Source organism: Streptomyces sp. R818 (genome assembly GCF_056172735.1).
On sequence record NZ_JAOCNE010000007.1, the window covers coordinates 64115 to 87950 of the forward strand.

At 72.0% G+C, this 23836-nt stretch carries 16 protein-coding genes and 1 pseudogene; 9 read left to right on the forward strand and 8 right to left on the reverse strand.

Features of this window, described 5'->3' with window-relative positions:
* From N5I75_RS21830 to N5I75_RS21845, 4 genes and pseudogenes are all read left to right on the forward strand, one after another.
* Positions 1-2850, forward strand: a 2850-nt coding sequence (locus N5I75_RS21830) for a glycoside hydrolase family 3 N-terminal domain-containing protein (protein ID WP_476679667.1), incomplete at its 5' end; no start/stop codon positions are given.
* A gap of 91 nt (positions 2851-2941) precedes the next feature.
* Positions 2942-3733, forward strand: a complete 792-nt coding sequence (locus tag N5I75_RS21835) for a polysaccharide deacetylase family protein (RefSeq protein WP_476679845.1) — start codon at positions 2942-2944, stop codon at positions 3731-3733.
* Between the two features lie 70 nt (positions 3734-3803).
* Positions 3804-4231, forward strand: a pseudogene (locus N5I75_RS21840) (SRPBCC family protein).
* Positions 4232-4344: 113 nt separating this feature from the next.
* Positions 4345-5391, forward strand: coding sequence for a saccharopine dehydrogenase NADP-binding domain-containing protein (locus tag N5I75_RS21845; protein WP_476679669.1), 1047 nt, complete (start codon positions 4345-4347; stop codon positions 5389-5391).
* 6 nt (positions 5392-5397) lie between these two features.
* On the opposite strand, the gene N5I75_RS21850 is transcribed toward N5I75_RS21845, so the two are convergent.
* From N5I75_RS21850 to N5I75_RS21875, 6 genes are all read right to left on the reverse strand, one after another.
* Positions 5398-6555: a glycoside hydrolase family 6 protein gene (locus N5I75_RS21850; protein ID WP_476679671.1), complete on the reverse strand. Its 1158-nt coding sequence runs from the start codon at positions 6553-6555 to the stop codon at positions 5398-5400.
* A gap of 783 nt (positions 6556-7338) precedes the next feature.
* Positions 7339-8493: an XdhC family protein gene (locus N5I75_RS21855; RefSeq protein ID WP_476679673.1), complete on the reverse strand. Its 1155-nt coding sequence runs from the start codon at positions 8491-8493 to the stop codon at positions 7339-7341.
* Between the two features lie 48 nt (positions 8494-8541).
* Positions 8542-9999: an NCS2 family permease gene (locus N5I75_RS21860; RefSeq protein ID WP_476679675.1), complete on the reverse strand. Its 1458-nt coding sequence runs from the start codon at positions 9997-9999 to the stop codon at positions 8542-8544.
* A 170-nt stretch (positions 10000-10169) separates the two neighbouring features.
* Positions 10170-12572, reverse strand: a complete 2403-nt coding sequence (locus N5I75_RS21865) for a xanthine dehydrogenase family protein molybdopterin-binding subunit (RefSeq protein WP_476679677.1) — start codon at positions 12570-12572, stop codon at positions 10170-10172.
* Positions 12573-12577: 5 nt separating this feature from the next.
* Positions 12578-13171 carry a (2Fe-2S)-binding protein gene (locus N5I75_RS21870; protein ID WP_476679679.1) on the reverse strand — a complete coding sequence of 198 codons (594 nt, stop codon included), beginning with the start codon at positions 13169-13171 and terminating at the stop codon, positions 12578-12580.
* Positions 13171-14064 (reverse strand): FAD binding domain-containing protein, encoded by an 894-nt coding sequence (locus tag N5I75_RS21875; protein WP_476679681.1) that lies wholly within the window; start codon positions 14062-14064, stop codon positions 13171-13173. Before N5I75_RS21875 ends, N5I75_RS21870 begins: the two co-directional genes overlap by 1 nt.
* 272 nt (positions 14065-14336) lie before the next feature.
* Between N5I75_RS21875 and N5I75_RS21880 the strand changes: the two genes are divergently transcribed.
* Complete coding sequence (locus tag N5I75_RS21880; RefSeq protein ID WP_476679683.1) at positions 14337-16013, forward strand: PucR family transcriptional regulator; 1677 nt, start codon at positions 14337-14339, stop codon at positions 16011-16013.
* 160 nt (positions 16014-16173) lie between these two features.
* Entirely contained in the window at positions 16174-16947 is a 774-nt protein-coding gene (locus tag N5I75_RS21885) for a hypothetical protein (RefSeq protein WP_476679685.1), read from the forward strand.
* Positions 16948-17003: 56 nt separating this feature from the next.
* On the opposite strand, the gene N5I75_RS21890 is transcribed toward N5I75_RS21885, so the two are convergent.
* Complete coding sequence (locus N5I75_RS21890; protein ID WP_476679687.1) at positions 17004-17687, reverse strand: GntR family transcriptional regulator; 684 nt, start codon at positions 17685-17687, stop codon at positions 17004-17006.
* 165 nt (positions 17688-17852) lie between these two features.
* Between N5I75_RS21890 and N5I75_RS21895 the strand changes: the two genes are divergently transcribed.
* Both N5I75_RS21895 and N5I75_RS21900 read left to right on the forward strand, forming a co-directional pair.
* Positions 17853-18707, forward strand: coding sequence for a (2Fe-2S)-binding protein (locus N5I75_RS21895; protein ID WP_476679689.1), 855 nt, complete (start codon positions 17853-17855; stop codon positions 18705-18707).
* Positions 18708-18894: 187 nt separating this feature from the next.
* Positions 18895-20016, forward strand: coding sequence for a DUF2637 domain-containing protein (locus tag N5I75_RS21900; protein ID WP_476679690.1), 1122 nt, complete (start codon positions 18895-18897; stop codon positions 20014-20016).
* Positions 20017-20058: 42 nt separating this feature from the next.
* Here N5I75_RS21900 and N5I75_RS21905 read toward each other — a convergent pair whose 3' ends face one another.
* Entirely contained in the window at positions 20059-20505 is a 447-nt protein-coding gene (locus N5I75_RS21905) for an ATP-binding protein (RefSeq protein ID WP_476679692.1), read from the reverse strand.
* 264 nt (positions 20506-20769) lie between these two features.
* Here N5I75_RS21905 and N5I75_RS21910 point away from each other — a divergent pair, with 264 nt between their 5' ends.
* Entirely contained in the window at positions 20770-23835 is a 3066-nt protein-coding gene (locus N5I75_RS21910; protein WP_476679694.1) for an alpha-mannosidase, read from the forward strand.
* Position 23836: the final 1 nt, after the last annotated feature.

Below are 23836 nucleotides of genomic sequence, written 5' to 3' on the forward strand. Positions count from 1 at the left end.
ATCTTCACGTGGGGCGGCGACGCCGACGACCACCCCGCGCTCGAACTCCTGGAGCGCGCGGACGCGCCCGAGGGCGCCAAGGTGCTCGAAGGCTCGTACGACATCAGCGCCTACGGCGGCTTCACCCACGACTACGCCGCCGACCAGCCCGCCCACGACTGGTCGGCGTCCAAGGGCATCCGCTTCTGGTGGTACGGCCAGAACGCCGAGCCGCTGCCGTCCGGCACCGGCAAGAAGATTACCTTCGAGATCAAGGACGGCGGCGCGCACGGCGAGGCGTCCGAGCTGTGGACCACGTCGTTCACGGACGACTGGCAGGGCTGGCACCAGGTCGAGCTGCCGTTCACGCAGTTCGAGTACCGCACGGACTACCAGCCCGTCGGCGGCATCGACCACGTCCTCGGCCTGGACAAGATGTGGGGGTACGCGGTCACCCTCCCGACCGGCGGGAAGGGCCGGTTCTCCCTCGACGACGTCCAGTTGTACGGGAAGGCCGATCAGTCCCTGCGCGCCCAGGTGACCACCGACGCCGGCGTCTACCCGGTGAAGGAGGGCGGCACCACCAAGGTCAAGGTCTCCGTCACGACCACCGGCAACGTCCCGATCGAGGACGCGGTCACCGTCGCGTACGCGAGCGAGGGCGGCACCGCCGAACCCGGCACGGACTACCGGCCCGTCAGCGGCACGGTCACCTTCCCGGCGGGCACCGCCTCCGGCGCGTCGAAGACCGTCACCGTCGCGACCAGCAGGGACCGGGACAAGGCGGAGAGCGCCGAGACGATCCCGCTGAAGCTGACCGTCACCGGCGCCAAGGCGCCCGCCGAGAACCCGCAGGTCGTCATCGACGCCCACGGCCTGCCCTACCTCGACGCGAAGCTGCCCGTGAAGAAGCGCGTGGCCGACCTCGTCTCCCGGATGTCCGTGGAGGAGAAGGCCGGGCAGATGACGCAGGCCGAGCGCGCCGCGCTGAAGTCCCCGAACGACATCGCGGGCTACCACCTGGGCTCGCTGCTCTCCGGCGGCGGCTCGGTGCCGACGCCGAACACGCCCGAGGGCTGGGCGAAGATGATCGACGGCTACCAGCTGCGGGCGCAGGCGACCCGGTTCCAGATCCCGTTGATCTACGGTGTGGACGCGGTCCACGGCCACAACAACGTGGTCGGCGCCACCGTCATGCCGCACAACATCGGCATCGGCGCGACCCGCGACCCCGGGCTCGCCGAGAAGACCGGCGCGGTGACCGCCTCCGAGGTGCGCGCGACCGGCGTCCCGTGGGACTTCGCGCCCTGCCTGTGCGTGACGCGCGACGAGCGCTGGGGCCGCTCCTACGAGTCCTTCGGCGAGGACCCGGCGCTCGTGAAGTCGATGGAGACGGTGATCCAGGGCTTCCAGGGCCGCGCGGACGGCCGTGACCTGGACCGCAACGACAAGGTGCTCGCCACCGCCAAGCACTTCGTCGGCGACGGCGGCACCGCGTACGGCTCGTCGACCACGGGCACGTACACGATCGACCAGGGCGTCACGAAGGTGACCCGGCAGGAGCTGGAGGCCGTCCACCTCGCCCCGTTCGGCGAGGCGGTGAAGCGGGGCGTCGGCACGGTCATGCCGTCGTACTCGTCGCTCGACATCATCGGCGACGACGAGGGCCCGGTGAAGATGCACGCGAACGCCGCGATGATCAACGGCGAGCTGAAGGGCAAGCTCGGCTTCGAGGGCTTCGTCATCAGCGACTACGCGGGCATCGACCAGATCCCGGGTGACTACGCCTCCGACGTCCGTACGTCGGTCAACGCGGGCCTGGACATGATCATGGTGCCGAACGCCTACGCGGACTTCGAGTCGACGCTGCTGGGTGAGATCAGGGCCGGGCACATCAGCCACGCGCGCGTGGACGACGCCGTAGCCCGCATCCTGACCCAGAAGTTCAAGCTCGGCCTGTTCGAGAAGCCGTACGCCGACACGTCCCGCATCAAGGACTTCGGCGGGGCCGCGCACCGCGCCGTCGCCCGGCAGGCCGCCGCCGAGTCGCAGGTCCTGCTGCGCAACTCCGGAGGCGTCCTGCCGCTGAAGAAGTCGCAGAAGGTGTACGTCGCCGGTTCGAACGCCGACGACCTCGGCAACCAGACCGGCGGCTGGACCATCACGTGGCAGGGCCAGTCCGGCACGCACACGGACGGCACCACCATCCTCCAGGCGATGCGCAAGGCGTCCCCGGGCGCCGCGATCGACTACTCCAAGGACGCCTCGGCGCCGACGTCCGGGTACGACGTGGGCGTGGTCGTCGTCGGCGAGACCCCGTACGCGGAGGGCATCGGCGACGTCGGCAACGGCCACGACCTGGAGCTGAGCGCCGCCGACAAGGCCGCCGTGCAGAAGGTGTGCGGCGCCATGAAGTGCGTCGTGCTCATCGTCTCCGGCCGTCCGCAGCTCATCGGCGACCTGCTCGGGAACCAGCCGGGCGCCGTCGACGGGCTCGTCGCCTCCTGGCTGCCCGGCACCGAGGGCGACGGCGTCGCGGACGTGCTCTACGGCAAGCGCCCCTTCACCGGACAGCTTCCGGTGACCTGGCCGAAGTCGGAGGCGCAGCTCCCGATCAACGTAGGCGACGCGACGTACGACCCGCAGTTCCCGTACGGGTACGGGCTCACGACCCTGACCAGGAAGCCGAGCGGCGACGTGGGGCGCGTGCTGGTCGAGAAGGCGCGCCTCGCCGTCCAGCGGAAGGCGGGCGACAAGGTGACGGCGGCATGGGCCAAGCCGTTCGCGGAGGCGGAGCACCTGTCCCTCAGCGGCGACCACGCGGGGGCGCTGGCCAAGCTGCGCACCGCCTACCGTGAGGCGGGCCGATGAGAAGAAGGCAGTAAAACTGCAGGTCAAGTAGCTATACATGCGGTGTATACACCGCATGTATAGTGATCTCATGCCCGCAGCACCTGTGAAGATGACGAAAACGCGACGAGGGTTCCGCGCGGTCGCCGCCCTGGCGGCCACCGGGGCCCTCGCGCTCGGCCTGAGCGGCTGTACGCAGTTCGACACGACCAGCCCGAGCGGCGCCCGCAAGTCGGCGGACGGCGCCGACGCGAAGGCGGGCGGCGCGCAGACGGCCGGCCGGTTCGGCACCGTCGACTGCCGCAAGGCCAAGTGCGTCGCGCTCACCTTCGACGCGGGCCCCAGCGAGAACAGCCCGAGGCTCCTGGACATCCTGAAGGACAAGAAGGTCCCGGCGACGTTCTTCCTCCTCGGCAAGAACCACATAGCCGAGCACCCGGACCTGGTCAGGCGCATGGCCAGGGAGGGCCACGAACTGGCCAGCCACACGTGGGACCACAAGATCCTCACGGACATCGACGACGCGCAGATCCGCGCGGAGTTCCAGCGCACCGACGACGCCGTGGAGAAGCTGACCGGCAAGCGCCCCACGCTGATGCGCCCGCCCCAGGGCCGGACGAACGACCACGTCAGCGAGTTGGCCAAGGAGGAAGGGCTCGCCCAGATCCTGTGGGACGTGACCACGAAGGACTACACGACCACGGACTCGGCCCTGATCCAGAAGCGCGCCGTCGAGGCGACGAAGCGCGACAGCATCATCCTGCTGCACGACATCTACAAGGGCACCGTCCCGGCCGTCCCCGGCATCATCGACACGCTCAAGCAGAAGGGCTACGTGTTCGTGACCGTGCCGCAGCTCCTCGCACCGGGCAAGGCGGAGCCGGGGAAGATCTACCGGCCCTAAGAACCCGGCCCGGGGCCGGCCGGCCGCGTGGCACCCGCCGGTGCGGCGCGCCGGGGCCTACGGTCGCGGCATGGCCCTCGTCCGTATCGTCAAAGAGACCCCGCTGCCCGCCGCCGAGGCCTGGCAGCGCCTGACCCACTGGGAGCGGCACGGCGACGTCGTCCCGCTCACCCGCGTCACCGTGACCACTCCCCGCCGACCGCCGCGGGCACCCTGTTCGTGGCACGCACCGGGACGGACCGGATCGGCTTCGACGATCCGATGGAGGTCGTCGCGTGGCAGCCGCCGCGCCGCTGCCGGCTCGTCAAGCGCGGCCGGGTCGTCACGGGCTGGGCCGAGATCGAGGTACGCCCGCTCGGCGCCGCCGCCTCGGTCGTGGAGTGGCGCGAGGAGCTGCACGTGCGCGGAGTGCCCGCGCTCGCCGACCCCGTACTGGCCCTGGCGGGCCGGTTGATGTTCACGTGGACGATCAAAGGGCTGCTGAAGAACGGGAGTTGACCGCGACGACGATCACGCCGACGATCCCAACCGGACAACTCGTCGGCAACGCGTATGAGTTGTATCTTGTCCCACTTGGTCGTCGCACTCCTCCGTACGGAAGTGAGCTCCTCATGGCCATAGCCGTCTACGGCGCCACGGGACACACCGGACGCCTCGTCACCGCCGAACTCCTCGCCCGCGGCCAGGACGTCATCCTCGCCGGGCGCGGTGAGCCGGGCCTGCGGGCCCTGGCCGCCGAGCTCGCCACCCCCGACCGCGTCACCGTCCACGTGGCACCCCTCGACGACGCCACCGCCCTGCGCCGCCTCGCCGAGCGCGCCGACGCCGTGAACCACTGCGCGGGCCCCTTCACGACGACGGGCGCGCCGGTCGCCGAAGCCGCGGCCGAGGCCGGGATCCCGTACGTCGACCACGCCATCGAACCGCACCCGGTCAAGCACCTCTTCGACACGTTCCAGTCCACCGCCGAGCGCACCGGGGCCGTCCTCATCCCGCAGATGAGCTTCTACGGCGGGCTCGGCGACCTGCTCGCCTCGGCCGCCGCGGCGGGCCTGCCGGCCGGGGAGGGCATCGAGAAGGTCACCGTCGGCTACGCCGTCTCCGGGTGGCGGATGACGCAGGGAGCGGTGAACACCGCGAACCTCCTCATCGGGGAGATCGACCGCATCTCGTACGTGGACGGGGCGCAGCGCGTCGGCCCCGTCGAGATCCGCAACGCCGTGTACCCGTTCCCGCCGCCGGTCGGGCCGCGCACGACGATCGTGCCGTTCCCGTCCGGGGAGGTCGTGACGGTGCCCCGGCACGTTCCGGCGCGGGCGGTCGAGGTGCAGCTCACGGCGTCGACGTTCGAGGAGGAACAGATCTTCAGCAGCGTCGACGCGAGCCCCGAGGAGCGGGCCCGTACGGAGTTCACGGTCGCCGTGCAGGTGGTGCGGGCCGGTGGCGGCGGGCACAACGCGCATGTCAGGGGGCGGGACATCTGGCGGGCCGGAGCACTGGTCTCCGTGGAGGCCGTGCTCCGGCTCACCGGCGGCGAGGGGCCGCGCAAGGCCGGGGTGTACAGCCCGGCCGAGGCGTTCGACGCGGGCCCGTTCCTGCGGTCCCTCGCGGAACAGGAGGCGTTCGAGACGCTGAAGCTGCCGTCCCCCACGCAGTGAACTGGTCTACAGCAGAGGCGGATTGGCGTACCGGGCCAGTTCGAGTGCCTGCTGCGGGAACCACTGTCCGGCGGCGGGGTCGACCGTCCCGCGCTCCGGGTCCTCCGGGCCCTCGGTACCGCGCAGGCACAGCCCGTCCGACTCGCCCGGCGTCTTGATCCACAGGCGGGCGTCCTGCAACGGGTCGCCGGTCCGCAGCGTCGGCCGTGCGCCCGCGCCGCGGTCCGGCGGGTTGCACCAGTCCTGGGCGTCGGTGTACTTGCCCGCGGGCGGGGTCCAGGGGCCCCGCCCGTTGCGGGAGGAGTCGGTGACGAAGTGCGTCATCCGGTCCGCCGGGACCTGGACGTTCGCGTCGAGCCAGGCCTGGGCGTCGGCGCGGGGCGTGTACTGGCTCGGGCAGTCGGCGACGTCCCCGCCCTGGTCGGCGTAGGCGATGCAGGAGGAGATCAGCTTCCCGTACCAGGAGTTGGCGTCGTCGGTCTGGTAGTTGGAGGCGTTGGTGTAGAAGCCGGAGGCGCGGTGGACGCCGCCCTTGAGGAGGCGGGGGACGATGGAGCCGACCGCGTGCCAGGCGGGGTGGCCGGTGTCCAGGTAGACGCGGGTTCCGGGGAGCGGTTCGAGGGTGTCGACGGCGTAGTTGACCTCCGTGTACCGGGCGGCGGTCTTCGTCCCCTGCGCGTCGTCCTGGCCGCAGTCGACGGGGAGCAGGGCGAGGGCGTCGGGCTCCAGGACGACGAGGGCGTCGCGGTTGCCGATGCCGCGGGCCACGGCGTCGATCCACGCCTCGTACTCGGCGGTGTCGGCGGCGCCGCCCGCGGAGTAGTTGGAGCAGTCGCGGCCGGGGATGTTGTAGAGGGCGAGTACGGGGAGGGCGTGGGCGCGGCTCGCTCTCCCGACCACGTCCCTGACCCGGGTCTCGACCTCGGCCGGGCTCTGGCTGTCGAACCAGACGGCTTGCGGGGTCGCGACCAGGGCGGTGACGCGGGCCGCGTCCTTGTATTGGCCCGCTTTGACGAGGTCGCGGATCTGGTGGACGGCGTCGGGGTTGGGGGCGGGGGTGTAGAGCCTGGTGGGTGCTGGGCGGGGTGGTTCGGCCACGGCGGCGACGGGGTGGGCCAGGGCCATCGCGGACAGGGCAAGTGTCGCGCCCGCGATGGCGCTCACGGCACGTCTGAGGGGACCTCGCACGGGTTCACTCCTGGGGGTCGGATCACGGACCGGTGTGGTTTGGGAGCGCTCCCAAAGGAGGGTCGGGGATGGGGGGCGAGGCGTCAAGGGGGTTGCGCGGGGCGGGTGTTGGCGGGGGGTGCGGGGCACGGTGGGGTGCGGAGCGCGGTGGAGTGCGGGGCGCGGTGGAGTGCGGGGCGCGGGGTGCCTGGTTGCGCAGTTCCCCGCGCCCCTGGTGGGGATGCGGAGGGTTGCCGGGTGCGGGTCTCGTTGTGGCTGGTCGCGCAGTTCCCCGCGCCCCTGAAGTGCGCACTGCGTGCGACTTGCCCAGGGGGCGTGGTGTGGGTCGGGCGAGGGCTCAGCGCCGTAGCGGTGTTGCGGCGTGGCCGGGTGCGGGCCTCGTCGTGGCTGGTCGCGCAGTTCCCCGCGCCCCTGAGATGCGCACTGCGTGCGCCATCTCAAGGGGCGGCGCCTGGCGCGCGCGACACCAAGAAGGCGCGGCGCAGCCGCAGCCCTTCAGGGGCGCGGGGAACTGCGCGAGCAACCCCCACCGGCCCGCAGCCAAACAACCACCCGAAGAAGGCGCGGCGCAGCCGCAAGCCTTCCAGGGGCGCGGGGAACTGCGCGACCAACCCCCACCGGCCCGCAGCCAAACGACCACCCGAAGAAGGCGCGGCGCAGCCGCAGGCCTTTCAGGGGCGCGGGGAACTGCGCGAGCAACCCCCACCGGGCCGCAGATCGGGACACCCGGTTCGGGAACAGCCGCGCACGGGCGGGGCTCTACGCCACCGAGCCGATCCGGTGGGCTTGGTTCGCGCCCACCTCGTGGTGGATCGGAGTGTGCGCCCCTGTCAGAGACACCCCACTACCGCCCCGCCGATGCGCCACGATCTCCGACGCGATCGACACCGCCACCTCCTCCGGCGTCCGCGCCCCCAGGTCGAGCCCGATCGGCGACCGCAGACGGGCCAGTTCCAGCTCCGTCACGCCCACCTCCCGGAGGCGGTCGTTGCGGTCCAGGTGGGTCCGGCGGGACCCCATCGCGCCGATGTACGCGACGGGCAGGCGCAGAGCCAGCCGCAGCAACGGCACGTCGAACTTCGCGTCATGCGTGAGAACGCAGAGCACCGTGCGCCCATCCACCTCCGTACCGGCCAGGTACTCGTGCGGCCACGCGACCACGACCTCGTCCGCGTCCGGAAACCGCGCGGCTGTCGCGAAGACGGGCCGCGCATCGCACACCGTCACCCGGTAGCCCAGGAACTTCCCCATCCGCACCAGCGCCGACGCGAAGTCGATCGCCCCGAACACGATCATCCGGGGGGCCGGCACGGACGACTCCACCAGCAGCGTGAGCGGTGCTCCGCAACGCGAGCCCTGCTCACCGATCTCCAGGGTCGCGGTGCGGCCGGCGTCGAGATACGCCCGCGCCTCCCCCGCCACCGTACGGTCCAGCTCGGGGTGGGCACCGAAACCGCCCTCCACCGAACCGTCCGCCCGGACCAAGAGCGCCCGCCCCATCAGCTCCGCAGGGCCCGACACGACCCGGGCCAGCGCCGCCGCCTCCCCCGCCGCGGCAGCGGCCAGCGCGGCCGCGAGGACACCCCGTACGGCCCCGTCCGAGGAACGTACCGGGGTGACCAGGATGTCGATGACGCCGCCGCAGGTCAGCCCCACGGCGAAGGCGTCGTCGTCGCTGTACCCGAAGCGCTCCAGGACGGACGTCCCGTCCTGGAGCGCCTCGCGGCACAGTTCGTACACCGCCCCTTCCACGCACCCCCCGGAGACCGACCCGATCGCGGTGCCCTCGCTGTCGACGGCGAGCGCCGCGCCCGGCTGCCGCGGCGCGCTGCCGCCGACGGCCACCACGGTGGCGACGGCGAAGTCGCGCCCCTGCTCGACCCACCGGTTGAGCTCTGCGGCGATGTCCAGCATGGATTCGGTCTCCTTAACGGTGGGAACGGAACGGAAGCCGGGCCGGGCTCAGTGCACGCCCATCCAGCTCTCGATCGGGTTGAGCGCGAAGTACACCAGGAAGATCACCGTCAGGCCCCACATGAAGGCCCCGATCTCCCGCGCCTTCCCCTGGGCGATCTTGATGGCGACCCAGGAGATGACGCCCGCGGCGACACCGGTCGTGATCGTGTACGTGAAGGGCATGAGGACCACGGTCAGGAAGACCGGGATCGCGGTGGCGCGGTCGGCCCAGTCGACGTGCCGGGCGTTCATCATCATCATGGCGCCGATGACGACGAGCGCGGCGGACGCGACCTCCTGCGGCACGATCGCGGTGACCGGCGTGAAGAACAGGCAGGCCGCGAAGAACAGGCCGGTGACGGCGGAGGCCAGGCCCGTACGGGCGCCCTCGCCCACCCCCGTCGCCGATTCGACGAAGACCGTCTGGCCCGAGCCGCCCGCCACGCCGCCGATCGCCCCGCCCGCGCCGTCGATGAACAGCGCCTTGGACAGGCCCGGCATCCGGCCCTTGTCGTCGGCGAGCTTGGCCTCCGTACCGACGCCGATGATGGTGGCCATCGCGTCGAAGAACCCGGCGAGCACGAGCGTGAAGACGATCATGCCGACGGTCATCGCGCCGACCTCGCCCCACCCGCCGAACTCGACGTGGCCGAAGAGCGAGAAGTCCGGGGACGACACCGCGTTGTCGGGCAGTTCCGGAGCGCCGTTCGCCCACTGCTTGGGGTCGATCACGTCGAGCGCGTTGAGGATCATCGCGACGACCGTGCCGGTGATGATGCCGATCAGGATCGCGCCCGGGGTGTTGCGCGCCTGCAGCATGAAGATCAGGAGCAGCGTGCCCGCGAAGAGCAGCACCGGCCAGCCGGCCAGTTCGCCCGCCGGGCCGAGCGTCAGCGGCGTCGCCTTGCCCATGTGCACGAAGCCGGACTTGTAGAGGCCGATCAGCGCGATGAACAGGCCGATGCCCATGGTGATGCCGTGCTTGAGCGCGAGCGGTATCGCGTTCATGATCATCTCGCGCAGCCCGGTGACGACGAGCAGCATGATCACGACGCCGTACATCACGCACATGCCCATGGCCTGCGGCCAGGTCATCTCGGGCGCGACCTGCGAGGAGATCACTCCGGAGACGGAGAGGCCGGCAGCGAGGGCGAGCGGGACCTTGCCGACGAAGCCCATCAGGAGCGTGGTGAACGCGGCGGCGAAGGCGGTCGCGGTGATCAGGGCCTTCTGGCCGAGGGTGTCACCGGCGGCGTCCTTGCCGGACAGGATCAGGGGGTTGAGCAGGAGGATGTACGCCATGGCCATGAAGGTCGTGACGCCACCGCGCACTTCGCGCGCGACGGTGGATCCCCGGTCGGAGATGTGGAAGTACCGGTCGAGCCAGGATCTGCCGGCGGGCTGGCGCGAACCCGCGCCCGCGTCGTCGGCGGTGGTCCTGGGCTCCACGGACTGCTGGGTCATGGTGCCTCGTTTCCCAAGGTTCAAAGGGGCACCCGCGAACTGCTGCTGCGCGTGCGGGATTTGGGATGGCTGCACGACCCGGGGGACGGCCCGAGACGGACGCAACTAAGGGACGGGGGACGGCGGCGCCGGAGCGGAATCGCCGCCCCCCGCGTGCAACAAGAGCGGGGCTACGCCGAAGCGGAGGTACCCGTCAGGTGCTCGGGCCGGACGGGCGTCCGGTCGAGCTGCAGACCCGTCGCGTTCCGGATCGCCGCGAGGACGGCCGGGGTGGACGACAGGGTCGGGGCCTCGCCGATGCCGCGCAGCCCGTACGGGGCGTGCTCGTCGGCGAGTTCGAGCACGTCGACCGGGATGGTCGGCGTGTCGAGGATGGTGGGGAGCAGGTAGTCGGTGAAGGAGGGGTTCCTGACCTTCGCCGTCTTCGGGTCGACGACGATCTCCTCCATCACGGCGATGCCCATGCCCTGGATGGTGCCGCCCTGGATCTGGCCGATCACCGAGAGCGGGTTGAGCGCCTTGCCGACGTCCTGCGCGCAGGCCAGTTCGATGACCTTGACCAGGCCGAGTTCGGTGTCGACCTCGACGACGGCGCGGTGCGCGGCGAACGAGTACTGCACGTGCCCGTTGCCCTGGCCCGTACGCAGGTCGAAGGGTTCGGTGGGCCGGTGGCGCCACTCCTCCTCGACCTCCACGGCCTCGCCCTCCAGGACGTCGACGAGGTCGGCGAGGACCTCTCCGCCGTCGGTGACGACCTTGCCGCCTTCGAGCAGCAGCTCGGCCGTGGCCCACGCGGGGTGGTAGGTGCCCATCTTGCGGCGCCCGATCTCCAGGACCTTCTCGCGCACCAGCTCGCAGGCGTTCTTGACGGCGCCACCGGTGACGTACGTCTGACGCGACGCGGACGTCGAGCCGGCCGAGCCCACCTGCGTGTCGGCGGGCTGGATCGTCACCTGCGTGACGCCCAGCTCGGTGCGGGCGATCTGCGCGTGGACGGTGATGCCGCCCTGGCCGACCTCCGCCATGGCGGTGTGCACGGTGACGACGGGCTCGCCGCCCACGACCTCCATGCGCACCTTGGCGGTGGAGTAGTCGTCGAAGCCCTCGGAGAAGCCGACGTTCTTGATGCCGACCGCGTAGCCGACGCCGCGTACGACGCCTTCGCCGTGCGTGGTGTTGGACAGGCCGCCGGGCAGCTGGCGCACGTCGGAACCCTCGCTGGACTCCCACTGGCGCTCGGGCGGCAGCGGCATCGCCTTGATGCGGCGCAGGAGTTCGGCGACCGGCGCCGGCGAGTCGACGGGCTGGCCCGTGGGCATGATCGTGCCCTGCTCCATGGCGTTGAGCTGCCGGAACTCGACCCGGTCCATGCCGAGCTTGTCGGCGAGCTTGTCCATCTGCGCCTCGTAGGCGAAGCACGCCTGCACCGCGCCGAAGCCGCGCATGGCGCCGCAGGGCGGGTTGTTCGAGTAGAGCGCGATGGCCTCGATGTCGACGTCGTCGATCACGTACGGGCCGACGGAGAGGGACGAGGCGTTGCCGACGACGGCCGGGGACGCGGAGGCGTAGGCGCCGCCGTCGAGCACGATCCGGCACGTCATGTGCGTGATCTTGCCGTCCTTGGTCGCCCCGTGCTCGTAGTGGAGCTTGGCGGGGTGGCGGTGGACGTGGCCGAAGAACGACTCGAACCGGTTGTAGACGATCTTGACCGGCTTGTTCGTGCGGAGCGCGAGCAGGCACGCGTGGATCTGCATCGACAGGTCCTCACGGCCGCCGAACGCGCCGCCGACGCCGGAGAGCGTCATCCGCACCTTGTCCTCGGGCAGGCCGAGCACCGGGGCGATCTGCTTGAGGTCCGAGTGCAGCCACTGGGTGGCCACGTACAGGTCGACGCCGCCGTCCTCGGCCGGGACCGCGAGCCCCGACTCGGGGCCGAGGAACGCCTGGTCCTGCATGCCGAAGTAGTAGTCGCCCTCGACGATGACGTCCGCGCGCTTACGGGCCTCCTCGACATTGCCGCGCACGATCGGCTGGCGGTGCACGATGTTGGGGTGCGGGACGTGGCCGATGTGGTGGTCGTCGCGGTTCTCGTGGACGAGGATCGCGTCCGGCGCGGTCGCGGACGCCTCGTCGGTGATGACGGGCAGCTCGCGGTAGTCGACCTTGATCTTGGCGGCGGCGCGGCGCGCGGTCTCCGGGTGGTCGGCGGCGACGAGCGCGACGGGTTCGCCGTGGTGGCGGACCTTGCCGTGCGCGAGGACCGGGGTGTCCTGGATCTCCAGGCCGTAGTTCTTGATCTCGGTCGGCAGGTCGTCGTAAGTGAGGACCGCGTAGACGCCGGGTGTGGCGAGTGCCTCGCCGGTGTCGATGGAGACGATCTCGGCGTGGGCGACCGGGGAGCGCAGGATCTGCCCCCACAGCATGTCCTCGTGCCACATGTCGGAGGAGTACGCGAACTCGCCGGTGACCTTGAGCGTGCCGTCCGGGCGGAGCGTGGACTCGCCGATGCCGCCCTTGGTCTGGGAGCGCTGGGTGACGTTGAACGGGATGCCGGTGGTACGTGTGTCGGCCATTGTCGTCAGACCCCCTGACCGGAAGCGGGTGCGGACTGGCGCGCGGCGGCGAGCCGTACCGCGTCCATGATCTTCTCGTAGCCCGTGCAGCGGCAGAGGTTGCCGGAGAGGGCCTCGCGGATGTCCGCGTCGGACGGGTTCGGGGTGCGCTCCAGCATCTCGTCGGCGGCGACCAGCAGACCCGGGGTGCAGAAGCCGCACTGGACGGCGCCCGCGTCGATGAACGCCTGCTGGATCGGCGCGAGTTCGGTGCCCTCGCCGGTCTGCGAGTCGGTGCCCTCGCCGGCCTGCCAGCCCTGCGCGTCCTGGAGGGTCGTGCCGTGCTCGTGACCGCCCCCGCAGGCGCGGTTCTTCGCGAAGTCCGCGAGCCCCTCGACGGTGACGACCTCGCGGCCCTCCACCTGTCCGGCGGCGACCAGGCACGAACACACCGGCACGCCGTCCAGGCGGACGGTGCAGGAGCCGCACTCGCCCTGCTCACAGGCGTTCTTCGAACCCGGCAGGCCCATGCGCTCGCGCAGGACGTACAGCAGGGACTCGCCCTCCCACACGTCGTCGGCTTCCTGCTTGCGGCCGTTGACCGTGAAATTGACGCGCATTACGCGACTCCCTCCGTGGTGGTGGCGGTGCCGCGGTACGACTCCCAGGCCCAGGTCAGCGTGCGGCGGGCCATGATGCCCACCGCGTGGCGGCGGTACGAGGCGGTGCCGCGCACGTCGTCGATCGGGTTGCAGGCGGCGGAGCACAGGTCCGCGAACTGCTTGGCGACCGACGGGGTGATGATCTTGCCGTTGTCCCAGAACCCGCCCTCTTCGAGCGCGGCGTTCAGGAACTGCTCGGCCTCCTTGGCGCGGACCGGGGTCGGCGCGGCCGAGCCGATGCCGGTGCGCACGGTCCGCGTCTCCGGGTGGACGGCGAGGCCGAAGGCGCACACGGCGATCACCATGGCGTTGCGGGTGCCGACCTTGGAGTACTGCTGCGGTCCGTCGGCCTTCTTGATGTGGACGGCGCGGATCAGCTCGTCCGGGGCGAGCGCGTTGCGCTTCACGCCGGTGTAGAACTCGTCGATCGGGATGCGCCGCGACCCGCGTACGGACTCGACCTCGACCTCGCAGTCGGCGGCGAGCAGCGCGGGGTGGGCGTCACCGGCCGGCGAGGCGGTGCCGAGGTTGCCGCCGACGCCGCCGCGGTTGCGGATCTGCGGCGAGGCGACGGTGTGGGAGGCGAGCGCCAGGCCGGGCAGTTCGGTGCGCAGGTTCTCCATGATCGCGGTGTAGGGGACGGAGGCGCCGAGCCGCACCGTGTCCCCCGCGCCGGTCTCCCACTCGCTCAGCTCGCCGATGCGGTTGAGGTCGAGGAGGTACTCGGGCCGGCGGTGGTCGAAGTTGATCTCGACCATCACATCGGTGCCACCCGCGATCGGCACAGCGGTGGGGTGCTCGGCCTTGGCGGCGAGCGCCTCCTCCCAGCTGGCGGGGCGAAGGAAGTCCATGAGCGGCTCTCTTCTTCGTCGTTCGTGGTTCGTTCGATCACTTCGAGCCACGGATGTGCGGATCACGAGGGCTCGTTCATGTGCTGTTCACGTGGAGTGGGCCCAGTACACCGTCCTGTGCTCCGCCAGGGTCAGTCACGGAAACCATGAAGGAGTTGGCTGACCAACGCGGGTGTCTTGTAGATTCGTATGAACGGAAGACATCAGTAACCTCTTCGTTTTCCTTCAGAAACCCAAGAAACAGTTCGAGACAGATCGGCGGCGACGAAGACATGCGGCTGCGCGCATTGCTGGACACGGACGCGCTGGGCCTCAGGCTCCTCGGCGGCGAGGACGAGCTGGACCGCACGGTCCGTGGCGTGATGACCACGGACCTGCGGGACCCCAGCCGCTATCTGTCCGGGGGCGAGCTGGTCCTCACGGGCCTGGCCTGGCGCCGGGACGAGGCCGATTCCGAGCCGTTCGTACGGATCCTGTCCACGGCGGGCGTCGCGGCGCTCGCCGCGGGTGAGGCCGAGCTGGGCGCGATCCCGGAGGACCTGGTGGAGGCGTGCGTCCGGCACCGGCTGCCGCTGTTCGCGGTGAACGAGTCGGTGGCGTTCGCGACCATCACCGAGCACGTCGTACGGCAGGTCTCCGGGGAGCGCGCGGGTGACCTGGCGGCGGTCGTGGACCGGCACCGGCGCCTGATGACGTCGGGCCCTGCGGGCGGCGGCCCGGACGTCGTCCTCGACCTGCTCGGCAGCGACCTGGACCTGCGCGCCTGGGTCCTCTCCCCCGCGGGCCGCGCCATCGCCGGGTCGAGCGCGACCGGGCCCGAGCTGCCCGCCGACGTCTGCGCCCGCCTCGCCTCCGAGCACCTGGCCGCCGTCCGCGCCGGGCGCCGCGCCCCGCACCGCATCACGATCGACCACACGACGTACTCGGTCTTCGGAATTCGCTCGGGTGGCCGAAACGCGGTGATGGCTTCGCGCGACGTGCGCGAGACGGTCCTCTCCGACTGGCTCCTCGCCGTCGAGGCCGACGCGGGCGACTGGCCCGAGGAGCGGCTCGACCTGCTCCAGGGCGTCACCCAGCTGATCTCCGTGGAGCGCGACCGCCGCGACGCGGCCCGTACGGTGCGCCGCCGGCTCGCCCAGGAGGTCCTGGAGCTGGTCCAGACGGGCGCGGCCCCGGCCGAGATCGCCGCGCGCCTGCGCGTGACGGCCCCGGTGCTCCTGCCCGGCCTGGGCGCGGCCCCGCACTGGCAGGTCGTCGTGGCCCGCGTCGAGTGGGAGGGCGGGGAGATCGAGGGTGGCCCCGTCGCCCAGTCACTCCTGGAGGAGATCCTGGTCGACCCGCTGGCGGCCGGGTCCGAACCCTCCGACCGCATCGCGGTGGCCCACACGGGTGACGAGGCGGTGGCCCTCGTCCCGCTCCCGGCGGTCTCCACCGAGCACGACGGCTCCGAGCAGGGCCTCATCGCCGACTCGCTCCTCGCGGCCGTACGGGACCCGCTGGCGGCGGGGCTCTCCGACGACGGGCGGCTCACCATCGGCGTCAGCGCGGCCGTGCACTCGGCGGAGGGGCTGCGCGGCGCCCTGGAGGAGGCCCGGCACGCCCGGCGCGTGGCCGCCGCCCGCACGGGCCGGGTCTGCGCGGCGGGCCACCAGGAACTGGCCTCGCACGTACTCCTCCTCCCCTTCGTGCCGGACGACGTGCGCCGCGCGTTCACCGCACGCCTCCTCGACCCGCTGCGCGAGTACGACCGCAAGCACCGCGCGGAGCTGATCCCGACCCTGGAGGCGTTCCTCGACTGCGACGGTTCGTGGACGCGGTGCGCGGCCCGGCTGCACCTGCACGTCAACACGTTGCGGTACCGCGTCGGCCGGATCGAGCAGTTGACGAACCGTGATCTGTCGCGCCTGGAAGACAAGTTGGACTTCTTCCTGGCCCTGCGCATGAGCTGACGCGAGCGCCGCGCCGTCACCTCGCAGTAACGGTTCGCCGCCGGATCCGGAACCCCGGCCCTTTGTGAAATCTTTCACCCACCCTCTTGGCCGGGTGCCGTGATCCGTGCTGAGATGCCCCACGACAACTCGGCTCGATGGCGTGCTCGGGGAGGGCAACGTGGCGCATACCGCCATGTCTGGTCAGGGAACGAACGCAGGGGACGATCCACTCCAGACCGCGGTATGGCGGCTGCGCTCCCGCGGCTGCTGGGCCGACGCGGCCGCGCTGCTCGACCGCCACGCGGCCGACCCCGCCGCCGCGCTCCAGCGCGCGGCGCTCCTCGGCGAGCGGTGCCTCTACACGGAGCAGGGCTGGGCCGAGGCGGAGGACGCGCTGCGCGCCGCGGAGGCGGTCGCCCACACGGACGAGGAACGCGGCGCCGCCGCGTGCGAGCGGGGCCAACTCGCTTATGCCTCTACGTTGTTGAGGGTCCGGGACCGGGTCGACGAGGCCCGCTCGGCGTTCGGCCGCGCCGCCGCGCTCATCGCGCCCGGGGCGGCGGGGAGGGCGCTGCTCGACTTCCGGCGCGGGCTGATGGCGGAGAACCTGGCGGATTCGCCGCAGGCGGCGCGGGCGGCGTACCGGCGGGCCCACGCGGGGGCCACGGCCCACGGGGACGCGCTCCTGGTCTCCTTCACGTGGCGGCAGCTTGCCGGGCTCTCGCTGCGGGAGGGGGAGCTGGCGGAGGCCCGGCACGGGTTCGCTGAGTCGCTCCGACTGCGGGAGGAGTTGGGTTATCTGGTGGGGACGGCCCCGGCGCTTGTCTCCTTGGCGGAGGCGGAGCCGGAACCGGAGGTCTCTGCGCGGCTTCGGGCGGAGGCCGGGCGGTTGTTCCGGTTGCTCGGGGGTGTGCCTACGTGGTTGGCGGGGGCGCTGCCTGCGGCTGCCTGAGCCATTCAGCCGCGCTGGGGCACAGGCCACGGGGCCCTGCCCCGGACCCCGTGGCCTCAGCCGAGGTGCCGCCGCACCACACGTTCCGCCGCCGCAAGGTCCTGCCCCTCCAGCGCGTCCAGCAGAGCTACATGCTCCGCCGCGTCCGCACGCAAGTCGCACCCCGACCACACCACCCGCCGCCGCAGATCATCCGCGATCCGCACCAGCTGCTCATTCCCGGCGAGGGCAAGCAGGGCCCGGTGGAAGGCGCGGTCGGCCTCCGCGTACCGGGCGAGGTCACCGCGGGCCGCCGCCACGACAGCGGCCTCCGCGGCGGGCCGGAGCGCGGCCCAGCGCTCGGCGGGCAGCGTCCGGGCGAGGCGGAGGACGACGGGGGCCTCGATGAGCCCGCGCACCTCGGTCAGCTCGGCCCTCTCACGGGCGGAGCGCTCCGCGACCCGGAACCCCCGGTTCGGGACGACCTCGACGGCCCCCTCCTGCGCGAGCTGCTGCATCGCCTCGCGCACGGGCGTCGCCGACACGCCGAACCGCTCGCCGAGGACGGGCGCGGAGTACACCTCGCCGGGCGCCAGCTCACCCGAGACGAGCGCGGAGCGCAACGCGTCAAGGACCTGGCGGCGCACCGAGGTCCGCTCGACCGTGCCGCGCACGGCTGCCCGAGGAGGCGCGGACCGCTGCCCGGGGACCGTGAAGGCCGACGCGGGGACCGGCCCGGCCTGCTCTCCGCCCTGGTTCACCCGGTCATCCCCTTCGCCGCCGTTCCCGGCCGTTCATGGCCGTATTCGGCCCTTTGTACCCAACTCAACCAAGAACGATAGGCGGCCGGGCCGACAGTTCAAACCCCGCGCCCTTCCGGTAAGGTAAGGCTTACCTGCAAACGCTCGTGATTCGGTGGTCTCCGCATGCCCCTCGTCACCCCTGCGCCCCCCGCGACCCGGAGCGCGGTCTCGGCCGCGTACGACCGCCTCACCGAGGCGTTCCCCAGCCTGCGCATCGACGAATTCGGTCCGGACCGGGCGCTGCCCGGCGAGACCGGCTGGGTCGGCGCGGCGCAGCTGGCCGAGGGCGGGGCGGCGCTCGACGCGTTCCTCGCGTGGGACGCCGAGCAGGTGCGCAAGGACTACGGCCAGGAGGCCAGGCCCGACGTGGTCGCCAGCTTCGGCCTGCACCGCTACGCGTGGCCCGCCTGCCTGCTCATCACCGTCCCCTGGTTCCTGCACCGCCGGGTGCCGCGCTTCCCCGCCGCCCACGTCTCGCTCCAGCGGGCATTGGGCCGGATGGCCGTACGCGTCACCGATTTCGCCTGTCTTCCCGGCGACCCGGCGGCGGAGCTGCCCGGCGCGCACGTGGTGCCGGACGAGGAGGCGCTCCGGGCCGAGCTGCGGGCGGCCGTCGCCGAGCACCTGCAGCCCGTCCTCACCGGGTTCGGGCCGCGGATGCGGCGCGGGCCGCGCGCACTGTGGGGCATGGTCACGGACGAGATCGTCGAGGGCCTCTGGTACGTCGGCCACCTGTTCGGCGAGGAGCGCCGCGCGATGGCCGAGCTGGAGGAGCTGCTGCCGGGCACGACCAAGCCGTACGTCGGCAAGCCGGGGTTCCGTGAACTGACGGGCCCCGAGGGCGAGTCGCTGCCGACCCGGGACCGCGCGAGCTGCTGCCTCTTCTACACACTGCGCCCCGAGGACACCTGCGTGACGTGCCCGCGCACCTGCGACGCGGACCGCATCGCGCGCCTCACCGCGTCCAGCGCGGCCTGAACCACCCGTACGAGTGACGTAAATCGAACTCAACTTCCGTTTCTGCGGCGGGAGTTCGAGCGTACGGCGGTTTTTCACGCCCCCTTGCACTCCAATGGCGTTCTCTTGTCCCGAATCCCCGTGCGGACTCGGGCGGCTGGGCCAATATGGCGCCCGAAAACGCCCTACCGCTCTGCAAGGGACCCAGATGAGACTGACCGACATATCGCTCGACTGGCTGCTTCCGGGCGCCGTGCTGCTCCTGGGCCTGCTGGCGGCGGTTGCGGTGCTCGCGCGCGGCAAGCGCTCCGGGGAGCACGCGAAGAAGGGCGCCCTGTCCAGCGACGAGTCGTGGGAGCGCAGCGAGGAGCGGCGCAGGCGCAAGGAGGCCGTCTACGGCTCCGCCTCGTACGTGCTGCTGTTCTGCTGCGCCGCGGTCGCCGCCGCGCTCTCCTTCCACGGCCTCGTCGGCTTCGGCCGGCAGAACCTGAACCTGACCGGCGGCTGGGAGTACCTCGTCCCGTTCGGGCTCGACGGCGCCGCGATGTTCTGCTCGGTGCTCGCGGTGCGCGAGGCCAGCCACGGTGACGCCGCGCTCGGCTCGCGGATACTCGTGTGGACGTTCGCGGGCGCCGCCGCCTGGTTCAACTGGGTGCACGCGCCCAGGGGCCTGGACCACGCGGGCGCCCCGCACTTCTTCGCGGGCATGTCCCTGTCGGCGGCGGTGCTGTTCGACCGCGCCCTGAAGCAGACGCGCCGCGCGGCGCTGCGCGAACAGGGCCTGGTGCCGCGCCCGTTGCCGCAGATCCGCATGGTGCGGTGGATGCGCGCGCCCCGGGAGACGTACTGCGCCTGGTCGCTGATGCTCCTGGAGGGCGTCCGCACCCTGGACGAGGCGGTCGACGAGGTGCGCGAGGACAAGCGCATGAAGGCGCAGGACCGGATGCGGCGGCGCGAGCACGGCAAGCTGGAGCGCGCGCAGCTGCGGGCGCTCAGCCGTGGTCACCGCTCCTTCGCCGGGCGCGGCGGCGGACGCCAGGTCGAGGCGGGGGCGGTGCCCGCGGTGACCGCCTCGGCGGGGGCCGGGCCGGGCTCCGCGGACCCTGCCATATCGCCCGGTACGACGCCCTCGACGCCCGCAGCGTCTTCGGAGGGTTCGCCGGAGCAGCTCCCCCTGCGCCGCCGGCCCTCGTTGCAGCCCGTACGGAACTCCGCTGAGCCGCAGGCCGCCGCCACCGTCGATCTGACGGCGGAGGACGACACGCAGGCGCTGCCCCGGCTCGACACCCTGGAGCGCAAGCTCAGGGACCTGGAGCAGCAGTACGGCTGAGCCCCGGGCATCGGGTCTGCCCCGGACGGTGGCGCCGTGCTGTCACGCGGTGCCGCCGTCCAGCTCGAACCACACCACCTTCCCCGCGCTGCCCGCGCCGAGCATCATCACGCCCCAGGCGTCCGCGAGGGACTGCACGAGGAGCAGGCCCCGGCCGTTCGTACCGTCGTCGGCGATCGGTACGCGCAGCCGTGGTTTGCGCGGGGTGTCGTCGCGGACCTCGACGCGCAGGCCGCGGGGGCCCACCGTCGCCGTCAGCTCCGCGTCGCGGTCGGTGTGCACCAGCGCGTTGGTGACCAGTTCGCTGGTGAGCAGTTCGGCGATCTCCGATCTGCCCGGGATGCCCCACTGCCGGAGCAGTTCGCGCAGTGCCCGCCGGGCCTCCGGTACGGCCCGCAGGTCCGCCTTGCCGAGGATGCGCTTGAGCTGTTTCGTCGGTCCGTCCCCTTGTGCGGTACCGAAGCTGTCCTTACCGTCCTGTTTCCTCATGCGTGTCCTGGAGACTCCGGCCGCCGCCGGGCTCGCCCCTGTTACCTGCCGTCTCATGACCCCCGCCCACACGCCGATCCCGATGCCTCTCTCGCTCTGGACTCGTTGCTGCTCGGCCTGTCTGTCGAACGCGTACACGGGGATGCATGCCCATTGGGCATGTCGGCACTCTTGTTGATTCGTCCACGGCCCACGGGTGTCCACGGGCCGCGCGGGGAAGGAAGCACGGGACTCCCGCAGGACGAGTAGCGACAAGGAGCCGCCGTGCACGACGACCGACACCTCGTGGAGGGCCGACTCGAACGGGCGATGCGCCAGTTCGTACGCCCGGCGCAGTACGCGGAGCGGACGCCTCTGGCCCTGAGCGTCTGGCACGCGCCGGGCGAGCCGGTACCGGTGTCCGAGGCGCTGGCAGGGACGTACGAGGGCTTCGAGTGCGGCACCGCGTGGGGCGCGCCCTGGTCGACCAGCTGGTTCCGCATCGAGGGGCGGGTGCCCGAGGAGTGGGCAGGCAGGCGCGTGGAGGCGGTGGTCGACCCGGGCTTCACCGGGGACGGGCCCGGCTTCCAGGCGGAGGGGCTGCTGTACGACGCCGAGGGCGTCCCCCTCAAGGGCATCCATCCGCGCAACCGGCACCTGACGGTCGCGGCGCCCGCCGCCGGGGGCGAGCCGGTGCGTCTGCTCCTGGAGGCGGCGGCCAACCCGGCGGTGCTGCGCGACTACGAACCGACGCTTCTCGGCGACGTGCTGACCGCCGGGGATCGCCCCATCTACCGATTCCGCTCTGCCGACCTGGCCGTACTCGACGAGGACGTGTGGCACCTGGTGCTCGACGTCGAGGTGCTCTCGGAGCTGATGCACGAGCTGGACGCCGGGCGGGCCGCGCGCCACGACATCCTGCGGGCCCTGGAGCGGATGCTGGACGTACTGGACCTGCACGACGTGTCCGGGACGGCGGCGACGGCCCGCGCCGAGCTGGCCGGCGTCCTGTCCCGCCCCGCGCACGCCAGCGCGCACCGGATCTCGGCGGCCGGGCACGCCCACATCGACTCGGCGTGGCTGTGGCCGCTGCGCGAGACGGTCCGCAAGGCGTCCCGCACGTTCGCGAACGTCACGGCGCTCGCGCAGGACTACCCGGAGCTGGTCTTCGCCTGTTCACAGGCGCAGCAGTACGCGTGGGTGAAGGAGCACCAGCCGCACATCTGGGAGCGCATCAAGAAGGCGGTCGCTGACGGCAATTGGGCACCGGTCGGCTCGATGTGGGTGGAGTCGGACGCCAACATGCCGGGCGGCGAGGCGCTCGCCCGGCAGCTCGTGCACGGCAAGCGGTTCTTCCGGGACGAGCTGGGCGTGGAGACGGAGGAGATCTGGCTGCCGGACTCCTTCGGCTACACCGCCGCCTTCCCGCAGCTCGCGAAGCTGGCGGGCGCCCGCTGGTTCCTCACGCAGAAGCTGAGCTGGAACCAGACGAACAAGATGCCGCACCACACGTTCTGGTGGGAGGGCATCGACGGCACGCGCGTCTTCACGCACTTCCCGCCCGTGGACACGTACAACGCCCAGTTTCACGCGAGCGAACTGGCGCACGCGGAGCGGAACTTCGCGGAGAAGGGCGGCGCGTCGCGCTCCCTCGTCCCGTTCGGCTGGGGCGACGGCGGCGGCGGTCCGACGCGCGAGATGCTGGAGAAGGCGCGGCGCCTGCGCTCCCTGGAGGGCTCGCCGCGCGTGGAGATCGAGAAGCCGTCGGCGTTCTTCGAGGCGGCGTACGCGGAGTACGGGGCGAAGGCGCCCGTGTGGTCCGGCGAGCTGTATCTGGAGATGCACCGGGCGACGTACACGACGCAGGCGAAGACGAAGCAGGGCAACCGCCGCTCCGAACACGCCCTGCGCGAGGCCGAGTTGTGGTGCACGGCCGCCGCCCTGCGCGACCCGTCGTACGCGTACCCGTACGACGCGCTCGACCGGCTGTGGAAGACGGTCCTGCTGCACCAGTTCCACGACATCCTGCCGGGCTCGTCGATCGCGTGGGTGCACCGGGAGGCGCGCGACACGTACGCGCGCGTCCTCGCGGAGCTGGACGGGATCACGACGGAGGCGGTACGCCGCGCGGGCGGCGAGGGGGCGCCCACCGTGCTGAACGCCTCCCCGTACGCGCGCGCCGAAGTGGTCGCGCACGGCGGGGAACTGGTGCACGTGGAGGTCGACGGGCTCGGCACCCGGAGCCTCGACGAGGCCGCCGGGCACACGCGCGGTCCTGGCGCGCTCGCCGCCGCGACCCGTGAGTCCGACGCCATCGTGCTGGCGAACGAGCATCTGGCCGTCACCATCGACAGCGACGGACTCCTCAGCTCCGTACGGGACTTGGCGCACGGCGGCCGTGAGGTCCTGGCGCCGGGGACGCGCGGCAACCTGCTGCAACTGCACCCCGACCACCCCACCCAGTACGACGCCTGGGACCTGGACGCGCACTACCGGCACACCCGCACCGACCTCACCGGCGCGGAGTCGGTGGAGCTGGTCGAGGACGGGCCGCTGCGGGTCTCCGTCCGTGTGACCCGCGCCTTCGGGAAGTCGCGGGTCACGCAGGAGTACCGGCTCGCGGCGGGCAGCCGCCGCCTGGAGGTCGTCACCGACATCGACTGGCAGGAGTCGGAGAAGGTGCTGAAGGCGGCGTTCCCGCTCGACGTGCACGCGGAGCGGTCCGCGGCGGAGATCCAGTTCGGGCATGTGCACCGGCCGACGCACGCCAACACCGGCTGGGACGCGGCCCGTTACGAGATCTGCGCGCACCGCTGGCTGCGGGTGGCCGAGGAGGAGTACGGCGTCGCGCTCCTCAACGACTCGACGTACGGCCACGACGTGACCCGGACGCCGCACGAGGCGGGGCTCGGCACGACCGTCCGCCTCACCCTGCTGCGCGCGCCGCACTCCCCCGACCCGGAGACCGACCTCGGCACGCACCGGTTCACGTACGCGCTGCTCCCCGGCGCGTCGACGGGCGACGCGGTGGCCGAGGGGCTCGCGCTGAACCTGCCGCTGCGGGTGGCGGAGGCGGGCGCGGTGGCGCCGCTCGTCACCGTCGACAACCCGGCGGTGACGGTCGAGTCGGTGAAACTGGCCGAGGACCGCAGCGGGGACGTGGTGGTGCGGCTCTACGAGTCGCGGGGCGGGCGCGCGGCGGCCACCCTCACGGCGTCGTTCCCCGTGGCGGGCGCGGACGAGACGGACCTCCTGGAACGGGCGCTGAAGCCGGCGGACACGTCGGCGACGGGGCTCGCCCTGTCCTTGCGCCCGTTCCAGATCCTGACGCTGCGGTTGCGTCCCGTGTGAG